Origin of the sequence: Pseudoxanthomonas sp. YR558 (assembly GCF_900116385.1) — a bacterium.
Taxonomy (GTDB): Bacteria; Pseudomonadota; Gammaproteobacteria; order Xanthomonadales; family Xanthomonadaceae; genus Pseudoxanthomonas_A.
This window is the reverse complement of record NZ_FPCI01000002.1, coordinates 1,021,119-1,046,131: the sequence shown is the minus strand read 5'-3', so window position 1 is coordinate 1,046,131 and position 25,013 is coordinate 1,021,119. Positions and strand designations below refer to the sequence as shown.

Here is a 25,013-nt window from a genome sequence, read left to right as displayed (position 1 = left end):
CCTAGCCCCTTAGTTCAGACACGGTGACACGCTGCTTGCCGGTCGGCGTCAGCGGAATTTCGTCCGTGAAGCGGAAGTCCAGGGCAACGCTGTCGCCCACTACCTTGACCAGCTCGCGCCGCACGAGTTCGATCACCGACGGATCGAAGCCCTCGTCGCGCACGATCAGGATCTCGAAGGCATCCAACTGCTTCTGCACCACCTGGTAACGACGCACGCCTGTCGCGGCCAGGAAGGCGTAGACGATGTACTCGCCCGGCACGAACCGCCCATCCGGCGTGCGCAGCGCGTCCAGCTTGCGTCCATCCACGCTCGCAAGCCGCGGCAACCCGCGCCCGCAGGCGCAGCGCCCGTGGCCCGGCGTGGCCAGATCGCCGTTGACGTAACGCAACAGCGGCATGCCGTAGTTGTGCAGGTCGCTGACCACCAGCTCACGCGGACCCTCCGGGCCGGCTCCTTCGCCGTGGCCCAGCTCCACCACCAGGTGGTCGGCGTTCACGTGCAGGCCGTCGCGGTGTTCGCACTCCGCCGCGATCAACATGAACTCGCGGCACCCATAGGTGTTGTAGGCAGGCGCGCCGAAGGCCTGCTCTATACGCTGCTTCTGCGAGGCGTGCAACGCCTCCGCCGCGCCGAGGATGCGCATCGGCGCGTGCACGCGCCGACCGCTGGCGATCAGCCAGTCCGCCATTTCCACGATCGGTGCGACATACGACACGATGGTCTCCGGACGGAAGCGATCGATCGCGTCGGCGTACTCGGCCATGCGCGTGCGGTCCATCTCGAACGCATTCAGCATGCAGCGGTTGAAGGCCCCGTGGTAGAGCCGGTCCTTGCGCTTCTGCGCGCCGATCGGCGTACCCCACAAGTACAGCGTGCGTTGGCCCAAGCGCGCACCCGCCCAACCATAGCCGCGCCACATGACCGCGACGCGACGCTCGTAGCTCTCGCGCGTGTACCCGAATTTCAGCGGCTCACCGGTCGAACCGCCGGTGGTCTTGTAGAGCAGGCCCTGCCTGTACGGATCGGCGATGAGGCGATCGAAGTTGGCGCGGATCGTAGGCTTGTCGAGTACCGGCAGGCGGGCGAAGTGCGCGAGGTCGCGTATGTCATCCGGCGCAGAGATGCCCAGCGCGCTCCACGTTTCCCGGTAATAGGGCACGTGCTCCCAACAGTGACGGATCAGCTGCTGCAGCTTCTGCCACTGGAGCGCGTCGATCTGCTCGGGCGCCAGCCATTGCTGGCGCTCGTACTCGCGCAGGTAGGCCAGCGTCTTGCGGCCGCGCAGGCCCGATTCATAGGCCGGGAACAGCACATGGCGGAAAAGCGGTTCGTAAAGACCGGTCATGAGATCCCCTCCCCTGCTCGATCGTGCGCCCAGGCCAACAGCCGCGCGCCGGCGTGCGGGCGACCCGCCGCGAATCGCCGGTGCAGCTGCTGGAGATGCTCGATGTCGTCGCGCGTCCAGCAACGCAACAGCAGCGTGAACAATGCGTACGAAAGCACCAGCAGCACGCCACCCAGCAGCACCGCCGCCCAGGGCACCAGGTGCCCACGCAACGGCCATGCCAGCGCCGCGGCCAGCGCACCGGCCAGTAGCACGCGCCCCAGCGCACCCCAGGCCGGCCGCGCATGGCTGACCTTGATCGCGAGTGAGATGTACAGCGTGGCATTCACTGCTGCCACGGTCAGGTAAGCGGCCACGGCTCCCACCAGCGCGTAGTGCGCGATCAGCACGGCGGCCAGCGTCAGCTTGAGCGTGCCGCTGGTGATCGCGAGCACCAGGATGCTGCGCTGCCTGTCCGCACTGACCAGCAGACTGGACGCGCCCTGCGCCATCGTCGTCATGCAGGTGGCGAACAGGCACGCGGAGAACAGCGGTCCGGCCGCCCAGTACTCGCGCCCGTACAACAGATGGATGACGTCATCGCCGAACACGAGGCCGAACGCCATCAGCGGCACGGCCAGCAGCGAGAGGTAATGCGTGGTGCCGACGAAGCGCCGCGCCGCGACTTCACGGCCCTGGCTCAGGGCATTGGCCATCATCGGCAGCAGCAGCGCGCCGAACACGCCCGGCACCAGGGCCGCCGCGCCCACCGCGAGCTGGTAGGCCACCTTGAATTGGCCGGCATCGTGGCTGTCTGCATACAGGTTGAGGAACATCACCTCCACCTCGCTCGCCACCAGGAAGCTGACCGACACGGTCAGCGCGGTCCATCGCATGTGGTGGCTGATCCGGGCGCGCAGCGCCGGCGGCAGCACCACGCCGGGCTGGCGCGGGGGCAGCAACGGGCGGATCTGCCGCAGCGACATGACATAGAAGACGATGCCCGACAACGAGAACACCGCCAGCAGCCACTCGACGGGGGCGTCCAACTGCCATGCCGCGATCACCAGCAACAGATTGATCGGTGTCGAGACAAGCGCCACGATCGCCGTCGCGCGGAAGTTCTCGAATCCCTTCGCCACGCCGATGTTGAACATGTACGACGAACGCAGCGCCACGCCCACGATCAGGAAGCCGAGCAGCAGCGTGTGGTTCATGCCCGGGGCGACATGGTCGCCGGCGAAGATGAACAACGCGGCGCCCGCCAACAGCACGAACAACATGAACACCCGCTGCGCTTTCCGCAGGTAGCTCAGCACGTACGGGATCTGCTCCAGATGCCCCGCGCCCCGCAGTTCGGCGACGAACTTGATCGCCGCGCTGGCCGTGCCCGAATTGGTCGTTGCCACGCCCATCGCGACCAGCCAGATGACCAGGCTGTAGGTACCGAATCCGTCCGGGCCCAGGTGACGGGCGATGATGATGGACGTGAGCATGCCGAGCACGTACTCGGTGTACATGCCCACCGAGGAGAACAGGGTGTTGCTGAGCGTGCGCGAGCGTTCGTTCATGCCATCGCCAACAGGACCTTGACGGTCAGATACAGGCCGATAACGCCGATTACGGCGTAGGCGGGCCAACGGATGATGTCCTTCTCCAACGAGAACGCCGGAAGGCTGGGGTACGTATTGCGCATGCGCGTGTAGTGGCCGACGACCATCGCCACCAGCAGGTACAGGATCACCACGTAGCTGCGGCTGAGGAAGAACGCCGCGGTGAAGAAGCCCACCAGCGAAATCAGCATGCACAGGCTCAGCGTCTTGTCCGTGCGCCACTCTTTCAGCGCAACCTCGTCGGGTACGTCCATCGGCACGTCGTCGATGATGTCGTCCTCGCGGTTCACGATGGCCATCATCATCCGGAAGCAGTACCCCACGATCGCCAGCCAAACGGTGAAGCCGACGATGCCGGTCTCGGCCAGCACCAGCACGAAGGAGTTGTGCGCGGTCAGCTCATGCAGGTCCGAGTAGCCACCCGCGCCGATGCCGAACACCGGACTGCCGATGAACATCTGGATGCCTTCGTACCAAGATTCCACGCGCCCCATCGCCGAGGCCTCGGAAACGTCCATCTCCTGCATGCGCGAGGGCAGCATCATCAGCCCACCCAGCGCACCGGCGCCCAGCAGGCTCGCCCAGAAGATGCCGCGCGTGCGCCAGATGTACACGCCCAGCATGGCCACCAGCGCCAGCAGCGTGCCGCGGGAATTGGTCAGATAACAGCCCCAGACCAGCAGCACGATCGCGGTCCACCAGAACAGGCGCTTCAACCCGAGCCAGCCTCCCCGCGAGCTCAGGTAGAAGGCCATCGGCAGGCACATCACGAACAGCAGGCCGAGGTCGTTGGGGTCGTTGAAGATGCCCACGTACTGGATGCGCGTGCCCTGCGAGAGCTCGACGCCGGTCCAGCCGATGCCCGTGCTGGCCTGGTCGATGCCGTGCACCGCCAGCACCGACGCGCAAATGACGAACACCGACATGACCGCCTGCATCCGCGCACGCGTATCCACCGTGTTGGCCAGCAGCACGTAGGCCAGCAGCACCGGCGCGAAAACGAAGAAGACGAACAAGGCACCGCCCGCCCAACCGTTCACCACCTTGGACACCATGGCGATGAACAGGAATATCGGAATCAGCAGGAATTGCGGCTGGTTGAACGACTTGCGCTGCGAAAACAGGAACAGTCCGGCCGCCAGCACCAGCGCGATCGACTGCATGGGCGGGCCCGGTGATTCGGCCACCGCCGGGTAGTCCTGGGGCCTGATCAGCACCAGGACGAGGTACAACAACATGAAAAAGAACATGATCCCCTGTCGCTCCCGTGCCTCAGCCTGTGCGCAATCGCGAGGCGTAGGTGAACAATTCCGGCATCGCCATCATGGCCTTGAACCATGGCATGTCCATGTGGCGCTCCACCGGCAGCCGGGGAAGCGAGAACTGGGTGCGCGGCCCGAGCCGACCGATGCCGGCCACGTAGCTGCAGGCCAGGCGGAACCCGGCCGAACGCACGGCTTCGACGGTGTCGTGGTTGAACGCATCCGGGCCACCCACCGGGTAGGAGATGACCTGCACGGGTACGCCCAGCTCGCGCTCCAGCGCGTCCTTGGAGCCCTGCACCTCGGCCACCATCCGGTCCAGCGGCAGCTTGGCCAGCATGCGGTGGTCCACGCCATGCGAGCCGATCTCCATACCGCCGCGCTGCATTTCGCGCAGCTGGTCCCAGGTCATAGGCTTGCAGTCCGGGTGCCCGGCCGCACGCGGGATGCCCCAGTCCGATTCCAGGCGCGCGACGAGCGCCGCCTGGCCGTCGTCGTCCAGCAGCTTCACGCGGTACAGCAGGTCGGCTGCCTGGCGGCGGCGGTCGGGCAGGTCCGCTTCGACCGTCCAGTCCACGTCCAGCTCGGGCACGTGCACGCGCGTGCCGGCCGGCGCCGAGCACAGCATGTGCACCAGCCAGTCGTAGGCGTAAGGCCGGCCCGAATCGATGTGGCCGGTAGACACGAAGAACATCGCCGACATGCCCAGCTCGCGCAGGATGGGGAAGGCGATGCGGTAGTTGTCGTCGTAGCCGTCGTCAAAGGTCACCAGCGCTGCGCCTTCGGGCAGCGGCTTGCCCTGCTCGATCAGATCCACGACCTGATCGAAACGCATGGGCACGAAATGGGTCTTCAGGTGCTGCATCTGCTGGCGGAAATCCTCCGCCGACGCGCTGATGAGCTCCGGATCGAAGCTGAAGCCCTGCGGGTCCTGCGACTCCAGCACCCGGTGGTAGGCGAGCACGCGCAGCTCGCCGTGCGCCTTCGGCCGCACCCGCTGCAGGAACGGCAGCGCGCCCAGCCGATGGCACCATCGGGCCAGCAACTGCCGGCGCCCGACGCGCGCGGCCACGCTTATCGATGATCCCCTGGTCATCATCTTCCGCAGTTTCGGCAACCTTGCCTGTGCCCCTGAATACGCAGAAAGCACCTCTCAGCGGCCAGTCCACGGGCTGGCCGGATCGGCCCCCGTATCACGTATGAATGGGGAAAGCAGAAATCATGCGCCGCTACGGCGTGGGCAGCGATACAGGGGCGCGGCACTGATGTCGGACGATACCGACTTCGTCAGCATGTACGAAGAGCTGGGGCTGAATGCCGAATGCGGCATGGCCGCCTTCAAGCAGGCCTATCGTCGGCGTGTGGCCTTGCTCCACCCCGACACGCAGGGCCAGGCTTCCGACCTGCCGCGCCTGCAACGGCTGAATCGCCTGTACGAATCGGCGATGGAATTCCACCGCGTGCACGGTCGCCTGCCGGGCGCTCCGATCGCGCCGCAGCGTCCGCAGGCGCCGCGCCTGGAGCGGATCGCACCCGCGATGCCAGTAGAAGACGACGGCTTCGAACCGCCGCGTTCGCGCCGCCGTTATCTGTTGCTCGGCGCCTTGCTGGCTGCCCTGCTCTACTGGCTGGGTGCGAACCGCACCTCGATTCCGACCCTGGATCCAGGGGCCCCCGGCGACAGCGCGTCCGCCGCATGGCAGCCACGTTCGCCGAAGCAGCTCGAACTGGGCATGGACCTCGACCAGGCGCGACGGATCCTGGGCGAGCCGACCACCGAACACGCCGCGCGCTGGCAGTACGGGCCATCCTGGGTCGATTTCGAGTGCGGCAAAGTCACCGGCTGGTACAGCGCGCCTGCGCAGCCGCTCGAGGTAGGCCGCGACTCCGCGCACCAGGCGAGCGAAGGTCCGCACGGCGCGGCCACGTGCGGTTGAACGACGACGGCGAAGGAGACAGGGACATGTGGAGCGATACCGCCAAACTGCTGAGGAAGGCCCAGCGCCGTCTGTGGATGAAGTACGCCCTGCGCGGCGTGGGCGGCAACGACAACCATGCGCGCCTGGAACTGGCGTACCGCATGCCGGACCCCTGGAACATGGAGTCGCCGATGGAGCGTGCGCGCTTCGAGGCGACCAACCGGGTGATCGAGCAGGCGTTCGGCCGTGTCGGCTCCGTGCTGGAGATCGGCTGCGGTGAAGGCCACCAGACGCAGTACCTGGCCAAGCTCAGCGACGAACAGTACGGGCTCGACGTCAGCCCCGCCGCGATCGAGCGCGCCCGCGTGCGGCTACCCCAGGCCCACTTCGCCGCCGCCGACCTGTTCCAGCAACCGTGGGGCGAAGAACGCCATCGCTTCGACCTGGTCACCGCGTGCGAAGTGCTCTATTACCTCAGCGACCCCGCCGCGACGATCGCCCGCATGCGCCACCTGGGCCGTTGCGGTCTGGTGACGTTCTTCGCGCCGGCCTGTGGCCGCGTGGGGCCGCACGTGGAGGCCATTCCCGGCCTGCAGAAAACCTGGATCCACCATGGCGGCACCGCTTGGCTGATCGCCTGGTGGCGCGATGAGTGACCCCTCGGCCGCCCTACAGGGGCGTGGCGTGGTGTATTTCGGCAATGACTGGAACGCGGAGAACCGCACCAGCAGCCATCACGTCGCGACCTGCCTGGCGCAACGGATGCCCGTGCTCTACGTGGATTCGCCCGGCATGCGCGCACCCACCACCTCCGGACGCGACCTCAAGCGCGCATGGCGCAAGCTGACGGCCGCGCTCAAGCCGCCTGTGCAGGTGCGCGAGGGCTTGTGGCACTGCACGGTCCCGCAGCTGCCGTTCCGCCGCATTCCCGGCGTCGATGCCTTCAATCGCGTGTTCAGCCGTTGGGCCGTTCGCCGTGCGATACGCAAGACCGGCATCGACCGCTATCTCTCGTGGTTCGTGGTACCACACCCGGGGTTCCTGGCCCACCGGCTGGGCGAGGATTTCTGCGTGTACTACTGCATCGACGACTATGCCGCGCATCCTGGCGTGGATGCCGACCTGATCGGTCGCCGCGACGATGCGTTGAGCCGTGAAGCCGACCAGTTGTTCGTCGCGCCGCCCGCCTTGCTGCCCATCAAGCAGGCGATCAACCCAACCACCACCTATGCGCCGCACGGCGTGGACCTGGACCTGTTCCTGACGGCGCGCGCGCCGGAAACCCCTATCGCCGAGGGCGCACGCGGGCTGAACGGTCCGGTGATCGGCTACATCGGTTCGTTGCACGAGTGGATCGACATCGAACTGATCGCCTGGCTGGCGCAGGCGCGGCCGCAGTGGAGCTTCCTGCTGGTGGGCCACGCCGCCGCCGACGTGTCCGCGCTACGCGCGCTGCCTAACGTGCGCCTCGCCGGCCCGCAACCCTATGCCACGCTGCCGACCTGGGCGAAAGCCTTCGATGCCGCGATCATCCCGTACCGGATGAATCGCCAGGTCGCCAACGCCAATCCGCTGAAGTTGCGTGAATACCTGGCCACCGGCAAACCGGTGGTGAGCACATACAACCCCGAGATCGCGAAGTTCGCGCAGTGGGTCCGCATCGCCGAAGACCGCGAGAGCTTCCTCGGTGCGCTCGATCAGGCCTTGGCCGACGACAGCGCCGCCGCCGCCGAGGCCCGCGTGGCCGCCGTCGCTGCACAGACTTGGGACCGCCGCGTCGACGACGTGCTGGCGACGGTCGCGCGCGCGCTCGATGGCCGATGACACTCTATTCCATGATGACCCTTTCCCCATGACCCAACCCGCTTCCACCCGCCTCCGCGTCGCCCTCGTCGGCGCTGGCTACGTTGCCACCCATCACCTGGCTGCGCTCAAGCAACTGGATTTCGTCGACGTGGTCGGCATCTGCGATCCGCAACTGCCGGCCGCGAAGGCGCTCGCCGATCGTTTCGGGGTGAAGCGCGTGGCTGCGCGCCTTGACGACCTTGCCGACCTTCAGCCGCAGGCCGTGTACGTCCTTACGCCACCGGCCTTCCACGCCGCCATCGCGCTGCAGGCGATGGAGATGGGCTGCCATGTGCTCGTCGAGAAGCCCATGGCCGACACCGTCGCCGACTGCGAGGCCATGATCGCCGCCGCGCGCACGCGCAAAGTTCAGTTGGGCGTCAATCACTCCGACCTGTTCGATCCGGTGCTGATGCAGGCCGTGCAGGCGGTGCGCGACGGACGCATCGGCGACGTCGTCTCGGTGGAGATCGTGCGCAATTCGGAGTACCCGCCTTACGCGGGCGGCCCGTTGCCGGGTTCGGTCACGCAGGGCTCCTACCCGTTCCGCGACCTCGGCGTGCACGGCCTCTACACCATCGAAGCCTTCCTCGGCCCGGTGCAGGACCTGCGCGTGGATTACCAAGCGCGTGGCACCGATCCGAACCTGCACTTCGACGAATGGCAGGCGCATGTCCAAGCGCGCGATGGCGTGGGCCGGCTGCTGTTGTCGTGGAATGCGCGCCCGATGGAGAACCGCGTCTTCGTGCGCGGCACCCGCGGCACGATCGAAGTCGACCGCTTCCTGCAGACCTGCCGCATCCACCGCGTACTGCCGGGACCGAAGTTCATCGGCATCGTCGCCAACGCGTTCTTCAGCGCGGTCAAGGATGTCTTCCGGGTACCGTGGAACGTGGTGCGTTTCGCGACCGGCATGCTCAAGCCGTCCCCGGGCATCCGCCGCGGCGCCGTGGAATTCGCGCGCGCCGCCCGCGACAACGCCACACCGCCTTTCACCGGTGACGACGCACTGCGCATCGCGCGCCTGCTGGAGCCGGCCTGCGCCGCGCCCGATGCCGAACGCATCGCGCTGCTCGAATCGCGCTACGTCGACCTGCCGCCCGCCGACGCCCTGGTGACCGGTGCTGCAGGTTTCCTCGGCAAGCGCGTGGTGGCGCGCCTGCGCGAACAGGGCAAGATCGTGCGCGTGCTGGTGCGCAGGCCGGTGGCGGCTTATACCGCCGATGCCGGTGTCCAGACGGTCGTGGGCGACCTGGGCGATCCGCGCATCGTCCGCCATGCGGTGCGCGGCGTGCCGCTGGTTTACCACGTGGGCGCCGCGATGCGGGGTGGGCCGCGCGATTTCGAGGCCGGCACCGTCTGGGGCACGCGCAACATGATCGAGGCGTGCGTGGCCGAATCGACCGCACGCTTGGTCTACGTCAGCTCGATGAGCGTATTCGATCACGCCGGCCGCGATCCGGCGGCCGTGATGACTGAATCCTCGCCGCTGGAACCGCATCCGGAATGGCGCGGTGCGTATACCCAGACCAAGCTGTCGGCCGAACGCAGCGTGCTCGATGCCATCGCGCAGCACGGCTTACCCGCCGTGATCGTGCGGCCCGGCCAGATCTTCGGTCCCGGCGCGGAGAAGGTCACGCCGAACGGCGTGATCGGTCTCGCCGGCCGCTGGGTCGCCGTGGGCGATGGCGCGATGGCGCTGCCGCTGGTCTACGTGGACGACGTGGTGGATGCGCTGGTCTGTGCGGCAGAAGCACCGCTGCCGACGCAGCGCGTGTTCAACGTGGTGGATACCTCGCCGGTGACCCAGCAGGATTACCTGGCGCGTTGCCGTCGTAAGCTCGGCAGCGAAGTGAAGGTGGTGCGCGTTCCGCGCTGGACGTTCATGTTGCTCGGCTTCGGCGTGGAGCAACTGGGCAAGGTCCTGCGCCGCGACGTCCCGCTGACGCGCTACCGCGTGCGCTCGCTGCGCCCGCTTGCCAACTTCGACACCACCGCCGCACGTACGGACTTGGGCTGGACGCCGCGAACCGGCGTGGAGAAGGGGCTGGATGCGACGTTCGGTTAATGACGGCGCGCCGACCGCACGTTACGACGTGCGGGTCGAGCGGCTGCCGGACATGGAGGCGCTCGAAGCCCGCTGGCGGGCGCTTGAAGTTCGCAGCCGCTGCAGTTTCTTCCTGAGTTGGATCTGGATAGGTACCTGGCTGCGCACGCTGTGCCCCTTGCCGCGTGCGCGTCTGATGTCCGTGTGGTTGGACGGCGAATGCGTCGGCATGGGCATCGTGGTCGAGCAACGCCGGTGGTTCGCGCTCGGCCTCAAGCATGTCCGCCTGCACCAGGTGGGCGAACGTGTCGCCGACAGTATCACCGTCGAATTCAACGGCGTGCTCTCGCTCGATGGCTGCGAGCATGACGTGCTCGCCGCCTGCGTGGCGCACTTCGAGCACCGCGAACGCCACTGGCTGACCCTGTACCTGCCGGGCCTGGACATGGATGGCATTCCGCTTGAACGCCTTCGTTCGCCGCAGCTGCGCCTGCAGATGATGGCGCGACCTACGCCTTACGTGGACCTGGCCACCCTGCGGCTGACCCATCAGGACTACGTGAGCACGGTGCCCGGCAGCAGTACGCGTGCGCGCCTGCGCCGCACGGCGCGCAAGTTGACGGACCAGTTCGGCCCGCTCGCCTGCAGCACGGCGGTGACGCTGCAGGATCGGCTGGCCTTCTTCGAGGAGCTCGCGCGACTGCACCAAGCGCATTGGGATGAAGACACCGGCGAGCAGGGTGCGTTCGGCGATCCGCGCGTCATCGCGTTCCACCGCGCGCTGATCGCCGCCTCCACCTCGGACGCGGGCGTGCATCTGATGCGGCTGGAGGCCGGCGACGCGACCGTGGGCTATCTCTATCATCTGGTCTGGCGCGGCACGAGTTGCTTCTACCAGGCCGGCATCGACTACCGGCAGGTGGGCCAGGCCGGCAGTCCGGGCCTGCTGCTGCTCGCCAGCGCCATCAACGAATTCCTCGGCAACGGCTTCGACCGTTACGAGCTGATGGCGGGCCACGTCGACTACAAGCGGGCGCTGTCGATGGCCGAGGGCCGCATGGGATGGCTGTCGGTGGACCGGGTGGGCTGGCGTGCGCGCATCGTCGACCTCTACCGTCGTCGGCGCGGCGACGAGATCGTGCCGTGAGTCTGCGCACGCGCTTACGCCCGCTGGATGACCTGTCCAACGACGATCTGCGCGCGTGGGAAAAACTGGCGAAGTCTTCCGCCGCGTCGGTGCCGTTCCTGCACCCGGGCTTCGTGCTCTCCGCCGCGCGGTGGCTCACTCCCGATGCGCCGCCGTTTGTCCTGACGGTGGAGCGCGACGATGCCTTGCTCGGTCTCACCTGTCTGCAGCGCCGTGCGCCGAACCTGTTCGTGCCGGTGCCGCACTGGCGCGCCTACCGGCACCAGCACGCCTTCCAGTCCGGAGTGCTGCACCTGCCTGGCGAGGCCATCGAAGTCGCGGGCGCCATCGCCGCACGCATGCGCGAGGGCACCCTGCGCGATCGCGCGATCGTCTGGCACAACGTCGCCGGCGACGGCGAACTGTGGGCCGCATTGCGCGACCAGGCGGACCTCGCCTGGTCGCAGACCGCGCTCTCGCAGCGGCCCGTGCTGCGGCGCCACCCCGACGACGTGCCGGCGGCGGCGCGCGTCCGTGCCGCCACCGTCAAAGATCTTCGCCGGCGACTGCGTCGCTTGCAGGAGCGCGGCGACGTCAGCCTGCGCGTCCTGCAGGGGACGGAGGCGGACACGGCGGCGGCGATGCGGCACCTGACGCTGGAAGATGCCGGCTGGAAGGGCGAGCGAGGAAGCTCGATGTTGGCCTCGGAGGGCGAGCGCACGTTCTTTCTTGAACTGGTGCCGCGACTAGCCAGCAGTGGCGGCATGGTGTTCGTGGAAACGCTGTGCGGCGACCAGGTGGTGGCGAGCAGCAGCAACCTCCACCTGGGCGGCGGACTGAGCGGCTTCAAGACCGGGTGGGACCCTGCGTTTGCGACGAGCAGCCCGGGCAAGCTCAACGAGTGGCACCTGCTGCAGGCACTGGACCAGCAATGGCCGGAACTCACGCTGTTCGACAGCCAGGCGCACGAAACGTCCTACATGGCCGAATTGTTGCCGGACCGACAGCCGATGGTATCGGGCATCCTGCACGTGGGCCGCCCGCACCGCATCGCAATGGCCGGCGTAAGACCGTTGCGACCCCTCGCCTATCGGCTGGGACACGACGACTGAGGCACGCGGATCAGGCGATCTGCGCGTGGTGCCAGGCAATCTCTTCGGCCGACATGCTCAGGTGCGCCTGCTCCGGCCGGAGCTGCGCCGGTGTCGGCAGGCCTTCGGGCGGCAGGCTGCGCCAGAACCGTCCACGCCCCAGGCGCAGGCTGCGCACGGTGGCGAAGCGACTGAAGCCCATGGCCGCATGCGCACGCAACGATGGCCGGTTGGACACGCTCACATCGGAGAAGTACTCCATCGGCGTGGACTCCACCGTCATGCCCGCGCCCATCATCGCCAGCAACAGGCGGCGGCCGCGCCGCTCGGGCACGACGAAGGCGTCGCGCAGCCACACCTGGGTTTCGTTCAGCGGAACCTGCCAGGCGAATTCGTCCATGTAGCGCGGCACGCCGTGCAGCGCCCAGAACCATGCGACGAGCTGTTCGTCTTCCTCGATAGCGAAGCAGCGCATGCCATGGTCGTAGCGCCGCTGCAGGCGTTCCGGTTTTCCCGACATGCCGTTGGCGCGATAAGCCTGGACCAAGCGCGCCTTGTCGGCTTCGCGCATCTCCAGGAAACGCTGGTTTTCCGCAAGCGCCAACTGGCAGCTGGTCGCCGCGCGACGGCGCAACAGCGCGATGGCGTTGAACTCGATCATGACGTGCCTTCCCCTTGCCGCGTCCGTATTCCCGGGATCCTCGAACGGGATATCCCGATACCTGCCAGCGCGTCCCCGACCAGGCCGCGCGCGAACCCCCACAGGCCTACACCATACACAACCACGCCGACCAATACTTCGGTGGCCAGTCGCAACGGCGCGCCGATCGCGGGCCCCATTGCCCAGCGCCATGCCAGCACCGCGAGCGCCATTGCCACGCTCGCCAACGCGATGCGCAGCAACGCGGGGCTGAGCCCGCGCAGGCGCAACCCATCGATCCGGCAGGCCTGCACCGTCAATACCCATTGCACCAGCGCCGCTACGCCGATCGCCGCGGAAGCCCACAGCACGCCTCCCTTCGACAACGACCACAGCGCCGCGACGAGGCTCGCCATCGTCGCGACTTCGATCCACATCAAACGATGGTTGCGTCCATGCGCCGCCAGGAACGCCGACAGGATGAAGCTACCCGGGCCCGGCAGCGACGCGATCGCCAGCACGCTCAGCAGCGGCGCCACCTGCGCCCACGTGGGCGGCAGCAGCGCCTCCACCAGCGTCGTCGCGCACACCGCCAGGCCAGCCGACATGGGGAACAGCACCAGCGCCGTGAAGGTCAACGCGCGCACCATCAATGCCGGGCGCGCAGCAGGGTCGGCCCGCACCATCGCCGGCATCATCACCGTGCCGATGTGGCCACCGACATAGACCGCAGGCAGCTGCGCCAGGTTGAATGCCAACCCGTAACTGCCGGCATCATGCGCGCCGACCAGGCGTAGCATCAGCGGCTTGTCCCAGTAGCGCGCGCCTTCGCTCAGCACGATTTCGCCGGTGATCGGCGCACCGAAGCGCAGCAGGTCGCGCAGGCGCTTCAGCGGGATTCTCACGGGCGCCAACCAGCTGCTCAGTCCCGTCGCCGACAGCGTGATGCCTGCGATCACCGTCGATTGCGCGATGAAGGCGAGGATCATCGAGTGCCCGCCCAGCGCCGTGGTGCTGACCAGGGTCACCGCGACGATGGCGTAGACGATGTCGCCCAGCGCGGTACCGGCGGCGATGCGGCCGAAGCGCATCTCGCGGGCGAGCAACTTGTCGGGGATCGCACCGATCCGGCGAATGCCGATGCCGAGCAGCGCGCCCGGCAGGTACTCCGCCACGCGCGGCGCCTGCAACCACGACGCGAGCGCCGGCGCTGCGAACCACAGGCCCGCGATCATCACCAGTCCGGCGGTCAGGTAGACCACGCTGGCGGCAAAGATCGCTTCGCGGCCCTGGTCGCCCTTCACCACCACGTACTGGCCGCAGCCCCAAGCGGCCACCCAGTTGCCGGTCAGTGCGACGACCGTCGCCACCGTGACCTCGGCGACGATGTCGGGCGTCAGGTGGCGTGCGACCAGCAGCGTGCCCACCAGCCCGACTGCGCGGCCCAGCAGGCCGCCGACGATGCCGTAGGCGGCCGAGGAAGCGATCTTGGCGAACAGGCCCGGCGCCGCGGTTCCTGCGTCGCTCATGCGTGGCGTGCTCGGGGGCGTGGGTGCAAGCGGTTGTCCTGGACGGCCGGAATGGAGAGTGCGACGGCTGCCGCAGGGTGAGCATGCCTCATCGATTCACCAGCGTGTGCATGCGTGCCGCCTTCCAGTTGCCACGGATCCATTCCATGGCCGGACGTTCGACCAGCCGGTGCAGGAGCGTGGCCAGCGCCAGCGAGAGCGCGGCCGCGCCCAGGCAGGCCAGCCAGGCCGGCACGCCCACATGCTCCAGATGGTGGATCACCACGAAGCCGATGGCCTGGTGGACGAGGTACAGCGTGTACGAGATCGCACCGAGAGATGCGAAGAGCCGCGTATCCAGGAACGCCAGCTTCCCGCGGATGAACAGCGCGAAGATCGCGCAACACACCAGCGCCACCGGCAGGAAGATCGGGCGCTCCCCGATCGCGATGGCAAGCAGCGCGCACAGCAACATCGTCAGGTTCAGCCGCCACTCCGCCGGGTAGCGGTGCAGACGGTAGAACAGGATGCCGATCGCGAAGAACGGGATGAAGCGCAGGATCATCAACTCCCGCACCCAATACGAAAAATGCCAGTGGTGCTTCTCGCACAGGCCCTCGATGGTCGCCAGCACCAGCCAGCCGCCAATGATCCAGTGGATCCGCTTCAGCTGCCCCATCAGGTACCAGAACAGCATCTGCACGTAGAAGAACAACTCGATCTGCAGCGTCCAGTAGGAGCCATCCAGGTGCTCCGCGCCCAGGATCTCCTGCACCATGGTGAAGTTGAGCATCGCCTGCCCGGCGGGCAGCTGCTGCAGCGGCAAGCCCACGCTGTAGACCACGCAAGCGGTCAGCAGTACCGCCACCCAGTAGGCCGGGAACAGGCGGGAGAACCGAGACACCACGAAATCGGCTGCCGTACGGGTACGCTCCAGCGTCATGAAGATCACGAAACCGCTGATCAGGAAGAACAGGTAGACGCCGTACTTCCCCGCCAGCAGATCCACCGGCATGCCCTTGGCATGGCCGATCTGCTCCTCGTAACGCGTTGTGAAGTGGTAACCCAGCACGGCGACCGCGGCGATACCGCGCAGGGCATCCAGTTCCACCATCCGCGAGGGCGAAGACGTTTCGTGACCCACCCTATCCCCCTGCATCGGCATGACTCGGCTTTTACAACGCCAACCACGCCATGCGGCGGACAGTCCGGCGCCGTCATCCCGTTCCCCGCATGCGCATCCTGATCGTCACCTCCCAGTTCCCGATCGCCGGGGAACCGAACCGCGGCCGCCCCGTGTACCAGACCGTGCGCGAACTTTCGCGTCTGGCGCAGGTGAAGGTGCTCAGCCCGATCGCCACGTATCCCCGCTGGGCGCAGCCGCGCAGCTACCTGTACCGCGCGGCCGACGACGGCCACGTGGCCGCCGGCTGCGATGTGGATTACGTCACCTACCCCGCTCTGCCCGCGCTGAGCCGCCCGTTCAACGGCCACCTGTGCGCTCAGGCGCTGGCGCGACCGGTCCGGGCATTCGCGCCTGACGTGGTGTTGGCGTACTGGCTCTACCCCGATGGCTACGGCGCCATGCGCGCCGCGCGCGCGGCGGGCGTGCCTTTCGTGGCCGGCGCGCGTGGTTCCGATCTGCGCGTGCGCGATGCCATCAGCCGCCGCCTGACCCAACCCGTCGTCCGCGCCGCGCAGCGCCTGCTGGTGGTCAGCGAGGACCTGGGCCGCGTCGCCGTCAGCCAGTACGGTGCGGACCCGGCGCGCATCCGCGCGATTCCCAACGGCTGCGATGCCGCCTTGTTCCACCCGGGCGACCGCCGCGCGGCGCGCGAGGCGCTGGGGCTGCCGCAGGATGCGGAGGTGGTCCTCTATGTGGGTCGCCTGGTGCCGGAGAAGGGCTTGCGTGAGCTGCTGCACGCGACACGTCGGCTGGCCGCCGCCCGGCCGCGGGCGCGCGTCGTCTTCGTTGGCGACGGCCCCATGCAGGCCGAACTCGCGGCGGCCCTGATCGCCGAACCGGGATTGCCGCTGCACCTGGCCGGGGGCCAGGCACCGGCGGAAGTCGCGCGCTGGATGGTCGCTTCGGACCTGGTGACGTTGCCGAGCTACTCGGAGGGCCATCCCAACGTGCTGGTCGAGGCGCTCGCCTGCGGTCGTCCGGTGGTCGCCACGCCCGTGGGGGGTATCCCGGAAGTGGTCGATGCCGCCAGCGGACTGCTGGTGCCAGCCCGCGATGCGGATGCGCTGGTCGACGCGCTGGCGCAGGCGCTCGACCGGCGATGGGACGAAGCGGCACTCGCGCAACGTTTCTCCCGCGACTGGCAGCAGGTGGCGCGCGAGACGCTGCTGGCCTGCGAGGAAGCCGTCGCCGGGGCACAGACCGCGCGCAGCGGCTACGCGGCCGATTCGGCCTGACACCAACACGGACACGGACAGGGGATACGGCACATGTGCGGAATCGCGGGTTTCATGGGTCCCGATGTGGTCACGGCCAGCGCACGCGATGCATTGGAGCGGATGATCCATCCGCTCGCGCATCGCGGCCCGGACGGTTTCGGCTTCCATGCGGCGCCCAGCATCGGCCTGGCGCATGCGCGGCTGTCGATCATCGACCTGTCCACGGGCGACCAACCGATCCACAATCCGCGCCGCACCGTGTGGACTGTCTTCAACGGCGAGATCTTCAACTTCGTCGAACTGCGACAGATGCTCGAGGCCAAGGGCCACCACTTCTACACGCACTCCGACACCGAAGTGATCGTGCACCTCTACGACCGTTACGGCGAGGATTTCGTCCAGCACCTCAACGGGCAGTTCGCCATCGCGTTGTGGGACAGCGAGCGCCAGCGCCTGGTGCTGGCGCGCGATCGTGCCGGTATCCGGCCGCTCTACTACACGCGCCAGCGCGGCCGCATGTGGTTCGCCTCGGAAGTGAAATCACTGCTCGCGGTGCTGCCCGAATGCGCGCACCTGGAAACGCAGGCGCTGCTGCAGACGCTGACCTATTGGGCGCCGGTGGATCCGGAAACCCTCTACCAGGGCGTGCAGAGCCTGCCGCCCGGGCACGTACTGACCGTCGAGCGCGACGGGCGCCAGCACATGCGCCGCTACTGGGACTGGACGTTCCCGGACGCGCAGGACACCTCGCCCGCGCGCTACCCGTTGACGCTGGAACAGGCCACCACCGAACTGCGCGAATTGCTGGTCGACGCCGTGCGCCTGCAGCTGCGCGCCGACGTGCCGGTGGGCGCCTACCTCAGCGGCGGCCTGGATTCCTCCGGCATCGTCGCGCTGATCCGCGGCTTCACCGACACGCCGGTGCGCACGTTCTCGGTGGCGTTCGAAGATGGCGAGTTCGACGAGAGCGAATACCAGCAGGCGATGGTGCGGCACCTCGGCACCGAGCACACCACGCTGACCTGCACGCGCCGCGACATCGGCGAAGCCCTGCCGCGCCTGATCCGCCACACCGAGACCCCGGTCCTGCGCACCGGCCCCATCCCGCTGATGCTGCTGGCCGGCAGCGTCCGCCGGCATGGTTACAAGGTCGTCCTGACCGGCGAAGGGGCCGACGAAGTGTTCGGTGGCTACGATCTGTTCAAGGAAGCGAAGATCCGCCGCTTCTGGGCACGCCAGCCCGATTCCCGGATGCGCCCGCGCCTGCTGCAGAAACTGTACGGGTACCTGCCTAACTCCCCCGTCAGCAACCCGGCGTTCGCGCAGTCGTTCTTCGGCCAGGGCATGGAGCATCTGCACCGGCCGATCTTCGCCCACGTGCCGCGCTGGACCACCTCGCAGCGCGCACTCGCCTTCCTGTCGCCCGAACTGCGTGCCACCGCCATGCGCTGGGATGCGCTGGAGGCCTACGAACAGACGCTGCCACCGGACATGGCGCGCTGGAGCGATCTGGCCCGCGACCAGTACGTGGAGGCGAAATCGCTGCTGGCCGGCTACCTGCTGTCTTCGCAGGGTGACCGCGTGGCGATGGCGAACTCCATCGAAGGCCGCTTCCCGTATCTCGACCATCGCGTCATCGAATTCGCCAACCGCCTGCCGCCCAGCTTCAAGATCCGCGGCATGACCGAGAAGTACCTGCTGCGTCGCGCACTGGCCGACCTGCTGCCGCCGGACATCGCGCAGCGGACCAAGCAACCGTACCGCGCCCCCGACAGCCAGAGTTTCTTCTTCGATGGCAAGCCGCTGGACTACGTGGCCGACCTGTTGTCGCAGGAGTCGATCCGCGAGGCGGGCTACTTCGATGCCGCTGCGGTCGGGCGTCTGGTGGAAAAATGCAGGCAGGGCCGGGCCACCGGCTTCGGCGACAACCAGGCCTTCATGGGCGTGCTGTCCACGATGCTGGTGCACCGGCAGACCGTGGAGACACGCCTGGCGCCGGCCGGGGCCACGGCACAGCCTTCGGGCGCGATCGCGTAACACCGACCACGCGGCATATCGAGGAATCAAGGCATGGATTGGCGGGTCAAGGGCATCATCCAGAAGGTTCTCGGCGCGTTGCCCGGTGGGCATACGATGCACTTCCACTTGCAGCGGCGTTTCGGCGGCCTGCGCGATTTCGATGGCGAGCTCGCGACCAAGGTGGACGACTGGGAGATCATGGTCGGCCATCTGCGCGATGCTGGCATCGTGTTGCCCGGGGTGCGCGCCTTCGAGATCGGCACCGGCTGGTATCCGACCTTCCCGTTCGCCTGTTATCTGGCGGGTGCCGCGCGCGTGACCACCTACGACCTCAATCCGCACCTGCGCATGGACCTGACGATCCGCTGCGCGGAGGTATTGGGTGGCTTCCTGGGGCGCATCGCGACTGCGGCGGGCACGCCGCTCCCTGAGGTCGAAGGCCGTCATCGGCGACTGCTCGATGCCCTGCGCAAGGGATCGGACCTGGAAGCCGCCAGCGATGGCGTGATCCACTATCGCGCGCCCGCCGACGCCACCCGCAGCACGCTGCCCGACGGCGATGTGGATGTCGTGTTCTCCAACAGCGTGCTGGAACACGTGCCGCCGGACGTCATCGACGCGATGTACGCCGAATCGATGCGCGTCCTGTCGCCGCGCGGGGTGATGTTCCATTCGGTCAACTGCGGCGACCACTACGCCTACGTGGACCGCAACGTCCACCAATTGAATTACCTGCGCTACTCCGACGAGGAGTGGCAGCGCTGGAACAACGCCTTCCTCTACCAGAACCGCCTGCGCGCGCACTGGTTCGTCGATGGCGCGCGCCGGCACGGCTTCGACATCGATCTCGACACCCGCACCACGCGGGCGGAACGGATGAAGCAACTGGCCGCCATGCCGGTGCATCCGACGTTCGCGGACGTGCCCGCTGAACAGCTCTGCATCACCAGCGTGGACTTCATCGCGCGCAAGCCGGCGTCGACGACGGCCGCCTGAAGACGGTGCTGTGTTACGGAGCGCCGGCCGCCGGCGCTGCCGGCGCGGGTTCCGATACGGCGGCCGGCGCGGGTGCGATGCGCAACAGCTTGCCATCGGGCGCCGGCGCGTCGACCAGCACGTAGAGCGCGCCGTCCGGCCCTTGCCGCACGTCGCGGATGCGCTGATTGCGGTCCACCAGCAGGCGTTCCTCATGCACGACGCGATCGCCGTCCAGTTCGAGCCGGATCAGCGCCTTCGAGGCGAGCGCGCCCAGGAACAGATTGCCTTTCCAGCCCGGCAATGCATCGCCGGTGTAGAACGCCATTCCGCTGAGACCGGGCGACTTCATCCACACATGGTGAGGCGGTTCCATCCCGGGCGCGGCGTTGCCTTGCGACCCGGGCACCGGACGCCCGCTGTAGTCCACGCCGTGGGTAACTACCGGCCAACCGTAGTTGAGGCCCGCCTTCGGCAGGTTGAGTTCGTCCCCGCCCATCGGTCCATGTTCGGTGGCCCACAACTGGCGCGTGACCGGATGCAGCGCCGCCCCCTGTACGTTGCGATGACCGTAAGACCAGATTTCGCCGCGTGCCCCGCCCTTGGCTACGAAGGGATTGTCAGCCGGCACGGTACCGTCCGGACGAATGCGCACGATCTTGCCGGACAGCTTGTCCAACTCCTGCGCCGTCGCCGCGCCCACTCGGTTGTCGCCGTGGGTGACGAACAGGTGCCCCTGATCGTCGAACACCAGCCGTGCGCCCACGTGCGTTCCGTGCGACAGCTTCGGTTCCTGCCGGTAGACGACGTCCGCATCGATCAGTGCGTTGCCCTGCAGCTTTCCGCGCACCACGGCGGTCCCGGCCTTGTTGCCGCGCAACGTGGGTTCGGCGAAGGCCAGGTACACCAGGTTGTCGTTGGGGTAACCGGGCGACAGCGCGACATCGAGCAGGCCAGCCTGGCCGTCGACGAAGATCTTCGGCAGCCCGGCGACCGGTTCCGACACGCTCCCGTCGGGGGCGATCCGTCGCAGGCGACCCGCGCGTTCCGTAACGAGCATTCCGCCATCGGGCAGGAACGCCACTGCCCAAGGATGATCGAGGCCGATCACCTGCTCCGATACCGTAAACGCCTGCTTTTCGGAGGCGTACGTCACGGCCGAGGCATCCAGCACCGTGCGCGGCGGCGCGGCGGGTTCCGCGACAGGCGCGTTCTGCCGGCAGCCGGCCAGCACCACCAGGGCCAGCATCAGGAAGGAAGCACGCATCGTGGACTCCTGTCGGTGACGTCGGGCGGCGATGGTAGCACCGGGAATGTCCGCGCTGCCCCCCCGTCCCCTTGGCCGGTGAACGTCCGAACCGCCGTTCATCTGGACAGCAACGGAACAGGAAATGCCGGGGACACCATGCCGCAGAAGCAACAGATCAAGACCTTCATCCTGCAGAACTTCCTCTTCTCGGACGATCCGTCCGCCGTGGGCGATCAGGACTCGCTGATCCAGGGAGGCATCATCGATTCCACCGGCATCCATGAACTCGTCTTCTTCCTGGAAGACGCGTTCAAGCTGCAGATCGCAGCCGAGGAAATGACGCCGGCAAATTTCGATTCGATCCAGACCGTCGACGCGTTCGTTTCGCGCAAGCTCGCCGTCGCCGTCTGAGCGCCCCTGCCTGCCGATGGAGCGCCTGACCGCCCGCCTCGCCCGGAACGCTCGCAGCGCCCCTCAGCGCGTCGCGATGATCGATGGTGCGCGGTCGGTCGACTACGCGACGTTCTGGCAGCAGGCGTGCGGTTTCGCCCGCTACCTGCGCCATGCCGGGCTGCAGCCGCAAGACCGCGTGGCCTTCGTGTTGCCGAATCGCATCGAGGCCGCCGCGGCGATCTATGGCACGTGGCTGGCCGGAGGCGTGGTCGCACCCTTGAACGCACAGGCGCGTTCGCGGGATTTCGGCCCCTGGCTGCGACATTGCGGGGCTCGTTTCGTCGTGCACGAAGCCGGCCATCGCGACATGGAGCAGACGCTCGCCCAATGGGATGTCGTCGCCTCCCCGCCGCTCGCCATCGAACTCGCCTCCGAGACGGCACTGCCGCAGGTGGACGGTGACGACGCGGACCTTGCGATCGAGGGCGAAGCGGATGCGAGCCTGGCGCAACTGCTGTACACGTCCGGCACCACAGGCGATCCCAAGGGCGTGATGCTCAGCCACGCCAACGTGGCGGCGAATACCGATGCGGTAATCGCCTATCTCGGACTCACGACGCAGGACACGGTCGTCAGCGTGCTGCCGTTCTACTACGCCTACGGCGCGTCGGTGCTGCACACCCACTTGGCCAGCGGCGCGTGCATCGTGCTCGGGCCGAGCATGGTGTTTCCGATCCAGGTGCTCGACGCCGTACAGCGTCATCGCGCCACCGGCTTCTCCGGCGTGCCGTCGACCTACGTGTTGCTGTTGGACATGCTGGAGCGACGTGGCCACGACCTTGCCTCGCTGCGCTACCTGACCCAGGCCGGTGGCGCGATGGCCCCGGCCGTCGCCGACCGCGTGCGCGGCCTGCTGCCCGATACGCGACTGTTCCTGATGTACGGCCAGACCGAAGCGACGTCGCGGATCAGCTGGCTGCCGCCCGAACGGCTCGACGAGAAGCGCGGCTCGGTCGGCATCCCCGTGCAGGACACACATTGGCGCGTCATCGGCGAGGACGGCACGCCCGCCACGGTAGGCCAACCGGGTGAAGTCTGCGTGCGCGGCCCGGGCATCATGCTGGGCTACTGGAACAATCCCACCGCGACGCAGGTCGTGCTGCGCGACGGCTGGCTGCACACGGGCGACCTCGGCTACGTGGATGCGGACGGCTACCTGTTCCTCCAGGGCCGCCGCAGCGACATGATCAAGACAGGCGCGCACCGCGTGCACCCCACCGACGTGGAGGAAGTCATCGCCGAATTGCCCGGCATCCGCGAGGTCGCGGTGGTCGGCGTCGACGACGACGCGCTGGGCCAGGTGATCAAGGCCTTCGTCGTCGCGGACGAAGTCCTGCCGCGCGCGGAAGATCGCATCAAGGCGCACTGTCGCGCGCGCCTGGCCGCCTACAAGATCCCCCGACACATCACCTTCGTCGATGCCCTGCCGCGCACTGCGTCCGGCAAGGTCCGACGTATCCAACTGACGGAGCAGACCGCAAGCCCATGAGCCAGCTCGACCACCACGTCCTCGACATCGACTACCAGAGCGAAGCCGACCGCATCTGCGCCCGCCTGCGCGAAATCACCGCACGCCAGTTGCACCGGCGTGGCCTGGTCGTCGCGATCTCCGGCGGCATCGACAGCTCGGTCAGCGCTGCGCTCGCGGTCCGCGCGCTGGGTCCCGATCGCGTCTTCACGCTGATCCTCCCCGAGCAGGATTCCTCCGACGACAGTGCGGCGCGTGCGCACATCCTGGCCGAGCATCTCGGTGTGCGGACCGAAACCGTGGACATCGCGCCGGCGCTGGCGGCCATCGGCTGCTACCGCGCGCGTGACGAGGCCGTGCGCAACACGCTGCCCGAGTACGGCGAAGGCTGGAAGTTCAAGATCGTCATCGACGGCGGTACCGAAGGCCGCATCAACCGCTTCCGCCTGATCGCGCAGTCGCCGGACGGCGCGATGCACGAGCGCGACCTCGCGTTGGCTGACTACCTCACGATCGTCGCCGCCACCAACTTCAAACAGCGCATCCGCAAGACGCTGGAATACTTCCACGCCGACCGCCTCAACTACGGCGTGGTCGGTACGCCGAACCGCGTGGAGTACGACCAGGGCTTCTTCGTCAAGAACGGCGACGGCTCGGCCGACGTCAAGCCGATCGCCCATCTGTACAAATCGCAGGTGTACGGCATGGCACGCCACCTCGGCCTGCCCGAGCGCGTCTGCGCCGCCATCCCGACCACCGACACCTACAGCCTGAGCCAAGGTCAGGACGAGTTCTATTTCGCGCTGCCTTACCAGCAGATGGATCTCGCGATCTGGGCGCTCAACCACGACCGTCCGGCCAGCGAGCTCGCCATCGCCCTGGGCATCACCCCAGCGCACGCGCAGGCCGTCTACGACGACATCCGCAACAAGCGCCGTACCACGAAGTACTTGCACATGGCGCCGGTGCTGGCCGGCGACGTTCCCGAACTGGACTGAGCGATGAACGCCATGCCCACCACACCGCAGTATCTCGTGGAGGCCGGCCAGCCGGCGCGCGACCGGGAGACGGTGCTGTCGCTGTGGCGAGGCAACCTGGGCCAGGATGCCCGGATGACGGCGAAGTACGAATGGTTCTATCTGCGGTGCCCGCACGGCGAGCCGCTGCTCGAACTGCTGCTGGACGTACCGGGCGCGACCCACGTGGGTACCGCATCGGCCGGTCGCCGTCGCCTCGTATGGCAAGGGCGCGAGCTGCGCGCCGGCGTGCTGGTCGATCTAGCGGTATTGCCCCAGCATCGCTCGCTCGGTCCGGCGCTGATGCTCCAGCAGGGCCTGATCGCCGCTGCCGACCAAGCATTGGACGTGCTGTACGGGTTCCCCAACCCCAAGGCCGCGCCGGTGTTCAAGCGGATCGGCTATGCGCAGCCGGCGCACCTGGTCCGTTACGCGCGCGTGTTGCGCCATGCAGGCTACCTGCGCGGCCGCATGCCGGGCTGGCTGACCAAGCCCGTGGGTTGGGCCGCAGACGTCGCCATCACCTGCCGCGACGCGTTTTCCCGCCTGCGTGGGCCATCGCTGTGCTCCGCCTGGGCCGACCAGGCCGATGCGCGTATCGATGCGGTGTGGGCCGAATCGCCCAAGGACGACAGCGTGATGGCGGTGCGCGACGTCGCCCACCTGCGTTGGCGGTTCGATGAATCCCCGCTGGCGACCACACGCTATTTGCTGGTCAAGCGCGAACAGGATCGCGCACTGCAAGCCTGGTTCGCCGTACAGCGCATCGAAGGCACGCTGCATGTGCGGGATTTCTGGTCGGTGGATGGCGCACGCGGCATGGCGGCGGCGCATGTCGGCGAACTGCTGCGCGCGGCACGCAAGCTGGGCTGCACGGCGGTCTCGGTGGAAATCTGCGCACCCGACGCACAACGCGAGGGCTGGCATGCGGTCCACTTCGTGGAGCGCGGCCGGCGCCCGGTCTTCATGCGCTGGACGTCACCTGATGCCCCGTTCGCATCGGCGCCGATCTTCCTGACCTCGGCCGACGAGGACGAGTGACGCGTTGCCCC

Annotated in this window: 21 protein-coding genes; 13 read left to right on the top strand and 8 right to left on the bottom strand. The window is 67.7% G+C overall.

Features of this window, described 5'->3' with window-relative positions; genetic code table 11:
- Position 1: 1 nt before the first annotated feature.
- Genes BM365_RS16455 through BM365_RS16440 form a run of 4 tightly spaced genes read right to left on the bottom strand, consistent with a single transcriptional unit; the run spans position 2 to position 5,274 of the window.
- Positions 2-1,348, bottom strand: coding sequence for a phenylacetate--CoA ligase family protein (locus BM365_RS16455; RefSeq protein WP_093490542.1), 1,347 nt, complete (start codon positions 1,346-1,348; stop codon positions 2-4).
- Entirely contained in the window at positions 1,345-2,898 is a 1,554-nt protein-coding gene (locus BM365_RS16450; protein ID WP_093490541.1) for a lipopolysaccharide biosynthesis protein, read from the bottom strand. Before BM365_RS16450 ends, BM365_RS16455 begins: the two co-directional genes overlap by 4 nt.
- Positions 2,895-4,190: an O-antigen ligase family protein gene (locus BM365_RS16445; protein WP_093490540.1), complete on the bottom strand. Its 1,296-nt coding sequence runs from the start codon at positions 4,188-4,190 to the stop codon at positions 2,895-2,897. Before BM365_RS16445 ends, BM365_RS16450 begins: the two co-directional genes overlap by 4 nt.
- Positions 4,191-4,212: 22 nt before the next feature.
- Positions 4,213-5,274: a polysaccharide deacetylase family protein gene (locus BM365_RS16440; RefSeq protein ID WP_233210835.1), complete on the bottom strand. Its 1,062-nt coding sequence runs from the start codon at positions 5,272-5,274 to the stop codon at positions 4,213-4,215.
- 193 nt (positions 5,275-5,467) lie between these two features.
- Here BM365_RS16440 and BM365_RS18045 point away from each other — a divergent pair, with 193 nt between their 5' ends.
- From BM365_RS18045 to BM365_RS16415, 6 genes are read left to right on the top strand one after another with little or no spacing between them, the layout of a single operon-like run.
- Positions 5,468-6,139, top strand: coding sequence for a J domain-containing protein (locus BM365_RS18045; protein WP_158253502.1), 672 nt, complete (start codon positions 5,468-5,470; stop codon positions 6,137-6,139).
- A 26-nt stretch (positions 6,140-6,165) separates the two neighbouring features.
- On the top strand, positions 6,166-6,777 hold the full coding sequence (locus BM365_RS18040) for a class I SAM-dependent methyltransferase (RefSeq protein WP_158253501.1): 612 nt from the start codon (positions 6,166-6,168) through the stop codon (positions 6,775-6,777).
- The gene (locus BM365_RS16430; RefSeq protein WP_093490538.1) at positions 6,770-7,945 is read left to right on the top strand and encodes a glycosyltransferase; all 1,176 of its coding nucleotides are present in this window, start codon (positions 6,770-6,772) and stop codon (positions 7,943-7,945) included. Before BM365_RS18040 ends, BM365_RS16430 begins: the two co-directional genes overlap by 8 nt.
- A 28-nt stretch (positions 7,946-7,973) precedes the next feature.
- Positions 7,974-10,034: an NAD-dependent epimerase/dehydratase family protein gene (locus tag BM365_RS16425; protein ID WP_158253500.1), complete on the top strand. Its 2,061-nt coding sequence runs from the start codon at positions 7,974-7,976 to the stop codon at positions 10,032-10,034.
- Positions 10,018-11,160 carry a GNAT family N-acetyltransferase gene (locus tag BM365_RS16420; RefSeq protein ID WP_093490536.1) on the top strand — a complete coding sequence of 381 codons (1,143 nt, stop codon included), beginning with the start codon at positions 10,018-10,020 and terminating at the stop codon, positions 11,158-11,160. Before BM365_RS16425 ends, BM365_RS16420 begins: the two co-directional genes overlap by 17 nt.
- Positions 11,157-12,251 carry a GNAT family N-acetyltransferase gene (locus BM365_RS16415; protein WP_158253499.1) on the top strand — a complete coding sequence of 365 codons (1,095 nt, stop codon included), beginning with the start codon at positions 11,157-11,159 and terminating at the stop codon, positions 12,249-12,251. The genes BM365_RS16420 and BM365_RS16415 overlap by 4 nt, the downstream gene beginning before the upstream one ends.
- Positions 12,252-12,261: 10 nt before the next feature.
- Here the strand turns inward: BM365_RS16415 and BM365_RS16410 are convergent, their stop codons facing one another.
- The 3 genes from BM365_RS16410 to BM365_RS16400 form a co-directional block, all read right to left on the bottom strand.
- Positions 12,262-12,891, bottom strand: a complete 630-nt coding sequence (locus BM365_RS16410) for a GNAT family N-acetyltransferase (RefSeq protein WP_093490534.1) — start codon at positions 12,889-12,891, stop codon at positions 12,262-12,264.
- Complete coding sequence (locus tag BM365_RS16405) at positions 12,888-14,399, bottom strand: oligosaccharide flippase family protein (RefSeq protein WP_093490533.1); 1,512 nt, start codon at positions 14,397-14,399, stop codon at positions 12,888-12,890. The genes BM365_RS16410 and BM365_RS16405 overlap by 4 nt, the downstream gene beginning before the upstream one ends.
- Before the next feature lie 88 nt (positions 14,400-14,487).
- Positions 14,488-15,522 (bottom strand): acyltransferase family protein, encoded by a 1,035-nt coding sequence (locus BM365_RS16400; RefSeq protein ID WP_158253498.1) that lies wholly within the window; start codon positions 15,520-15,522, stop codon positions 14,488-14,490.
- An 89-nt stretch (positions 15,523-15,611) separates the two neighbouring features.
- Between BM365_RS16400 and BM365_RS16395 the strand changes: the two genes are divergently transcribed.
- From BM365_RS16395 to BM365_RS16385, 3 genes are read left to right on the top strand one after another with little or no spacing between them, the layout of a single operon-like run.
- The gene (locus tag BM365_RS16395; protein ID WP_158253497.1) at positions 15,612-16,799 is read left to right on the top strand and encodes a glycosyltransferase; all 1,188 of its coding nucleotides are present in this window, start codon (positions 15,612-15,614) and stop codon (positions 16,797-16,799) included.
- A gap of 33 nt (positions 16,800-16,832) precedes the next feature.
- Entirely contained in the window at positions 16,833-18,818 is a 1,986-nt protein-coding gene (asnB, locus tag BM365_RS16390; RefSeq protein ID WP_093490530.1) for an asparagine synthase (glutamine-hydrolyzing), read from the top strand.
- 33 nt (positions 18,819-18,851) lie between these two features.
- Positions 18,852-19,796 carry a class I SAM-dependent methyltransferase gene (locus tag BM365_RS16385; RefSeq protein WP_104367918.1) on the top strand — a complete coding sequence of 315 codons (945 nt, stop codon included), beginning with the start codon at positions 18,852-18,854 and terminating at the stop codon, positions 19,794-19,796.
- 13 nt (positions 19,797-19,809) lie between these two features.
- Here BM365_RS16385 and BM365_RS16380 read toward each other — a convergent pair whose 3' ends face one another.
- Positions 19,810-21,042 carry a PQQ-dependent sugar dehydrogenase gene (locus BM365_RS16380; protein ID WP_199186244.1) on the bottom strand — a complete coding sequence of 411 codons (1,233 nt, stop codon included), beginning with the start codon at positions 21,040-21,042 and terminating at the stop codon, positions 19,810-19,812.
- Positions 21,043-21,180: 138 nt separating this feature from the next.
- Between BM365_RS16380 and BM365_RS16375 the strand changes: the two genes are divergently transcribed.
- The 4 genes from BM365_RS16375 to BM365_RS16360 are packed head-to-tail and all read left to right on the top strand — an operon-like array spanning position 21,181 to position 25,002.
- Entirely contained in the window at positions 21,181-21,435 is a 255-nt protein-coding gene (locus tag BM365_RS16375; protein ID WP_093490529.1) for an acyl carrier protein, read from the top strand.
- 16 nt (positions 21,436-21,451) lie between these two features.
- Positions 21,452-22,966: a class I adenylate-forming enzyme family protein gene (locus tag BM365_RS16370; RefSeq protein ID WP_093490528.1), complete on the top strand. Its 1,515-nt coding sequence runs from the start codon at positions 21,452-21,454 to the stop codon at positions 22,964-22,966.
- Complete coding sequence (nadE, locus tag BM365_RS16365; RefSeq protein WP_093490527.1) at positions 22,963-23,943, top strand: NAD(+) synthase; 981 nt, start codon at positions 22,963-22,965, stop codon at positions 23,941-23,943. Before BM365_RS16370 ends, nadE begins: the two co-directional genes overlap by 4 nt.
- A gap of 3 nt (positions 23,944-23,946) precedes the next feature.
- Positions 23,947-25,002 (top strand): GNAT family N-acetyltransferase, encoded by a 1,056-nt coding sequence (locus BM365_RS16360; RefSeq protein WP_093490526.1) that lies wholly within the window; start codon positions 23,947-23,949, stop codon positions 25,000-25,002.
- The last annotated feature ends 11 nt before the right edge of the window (positions 25,003-25,013 follow it).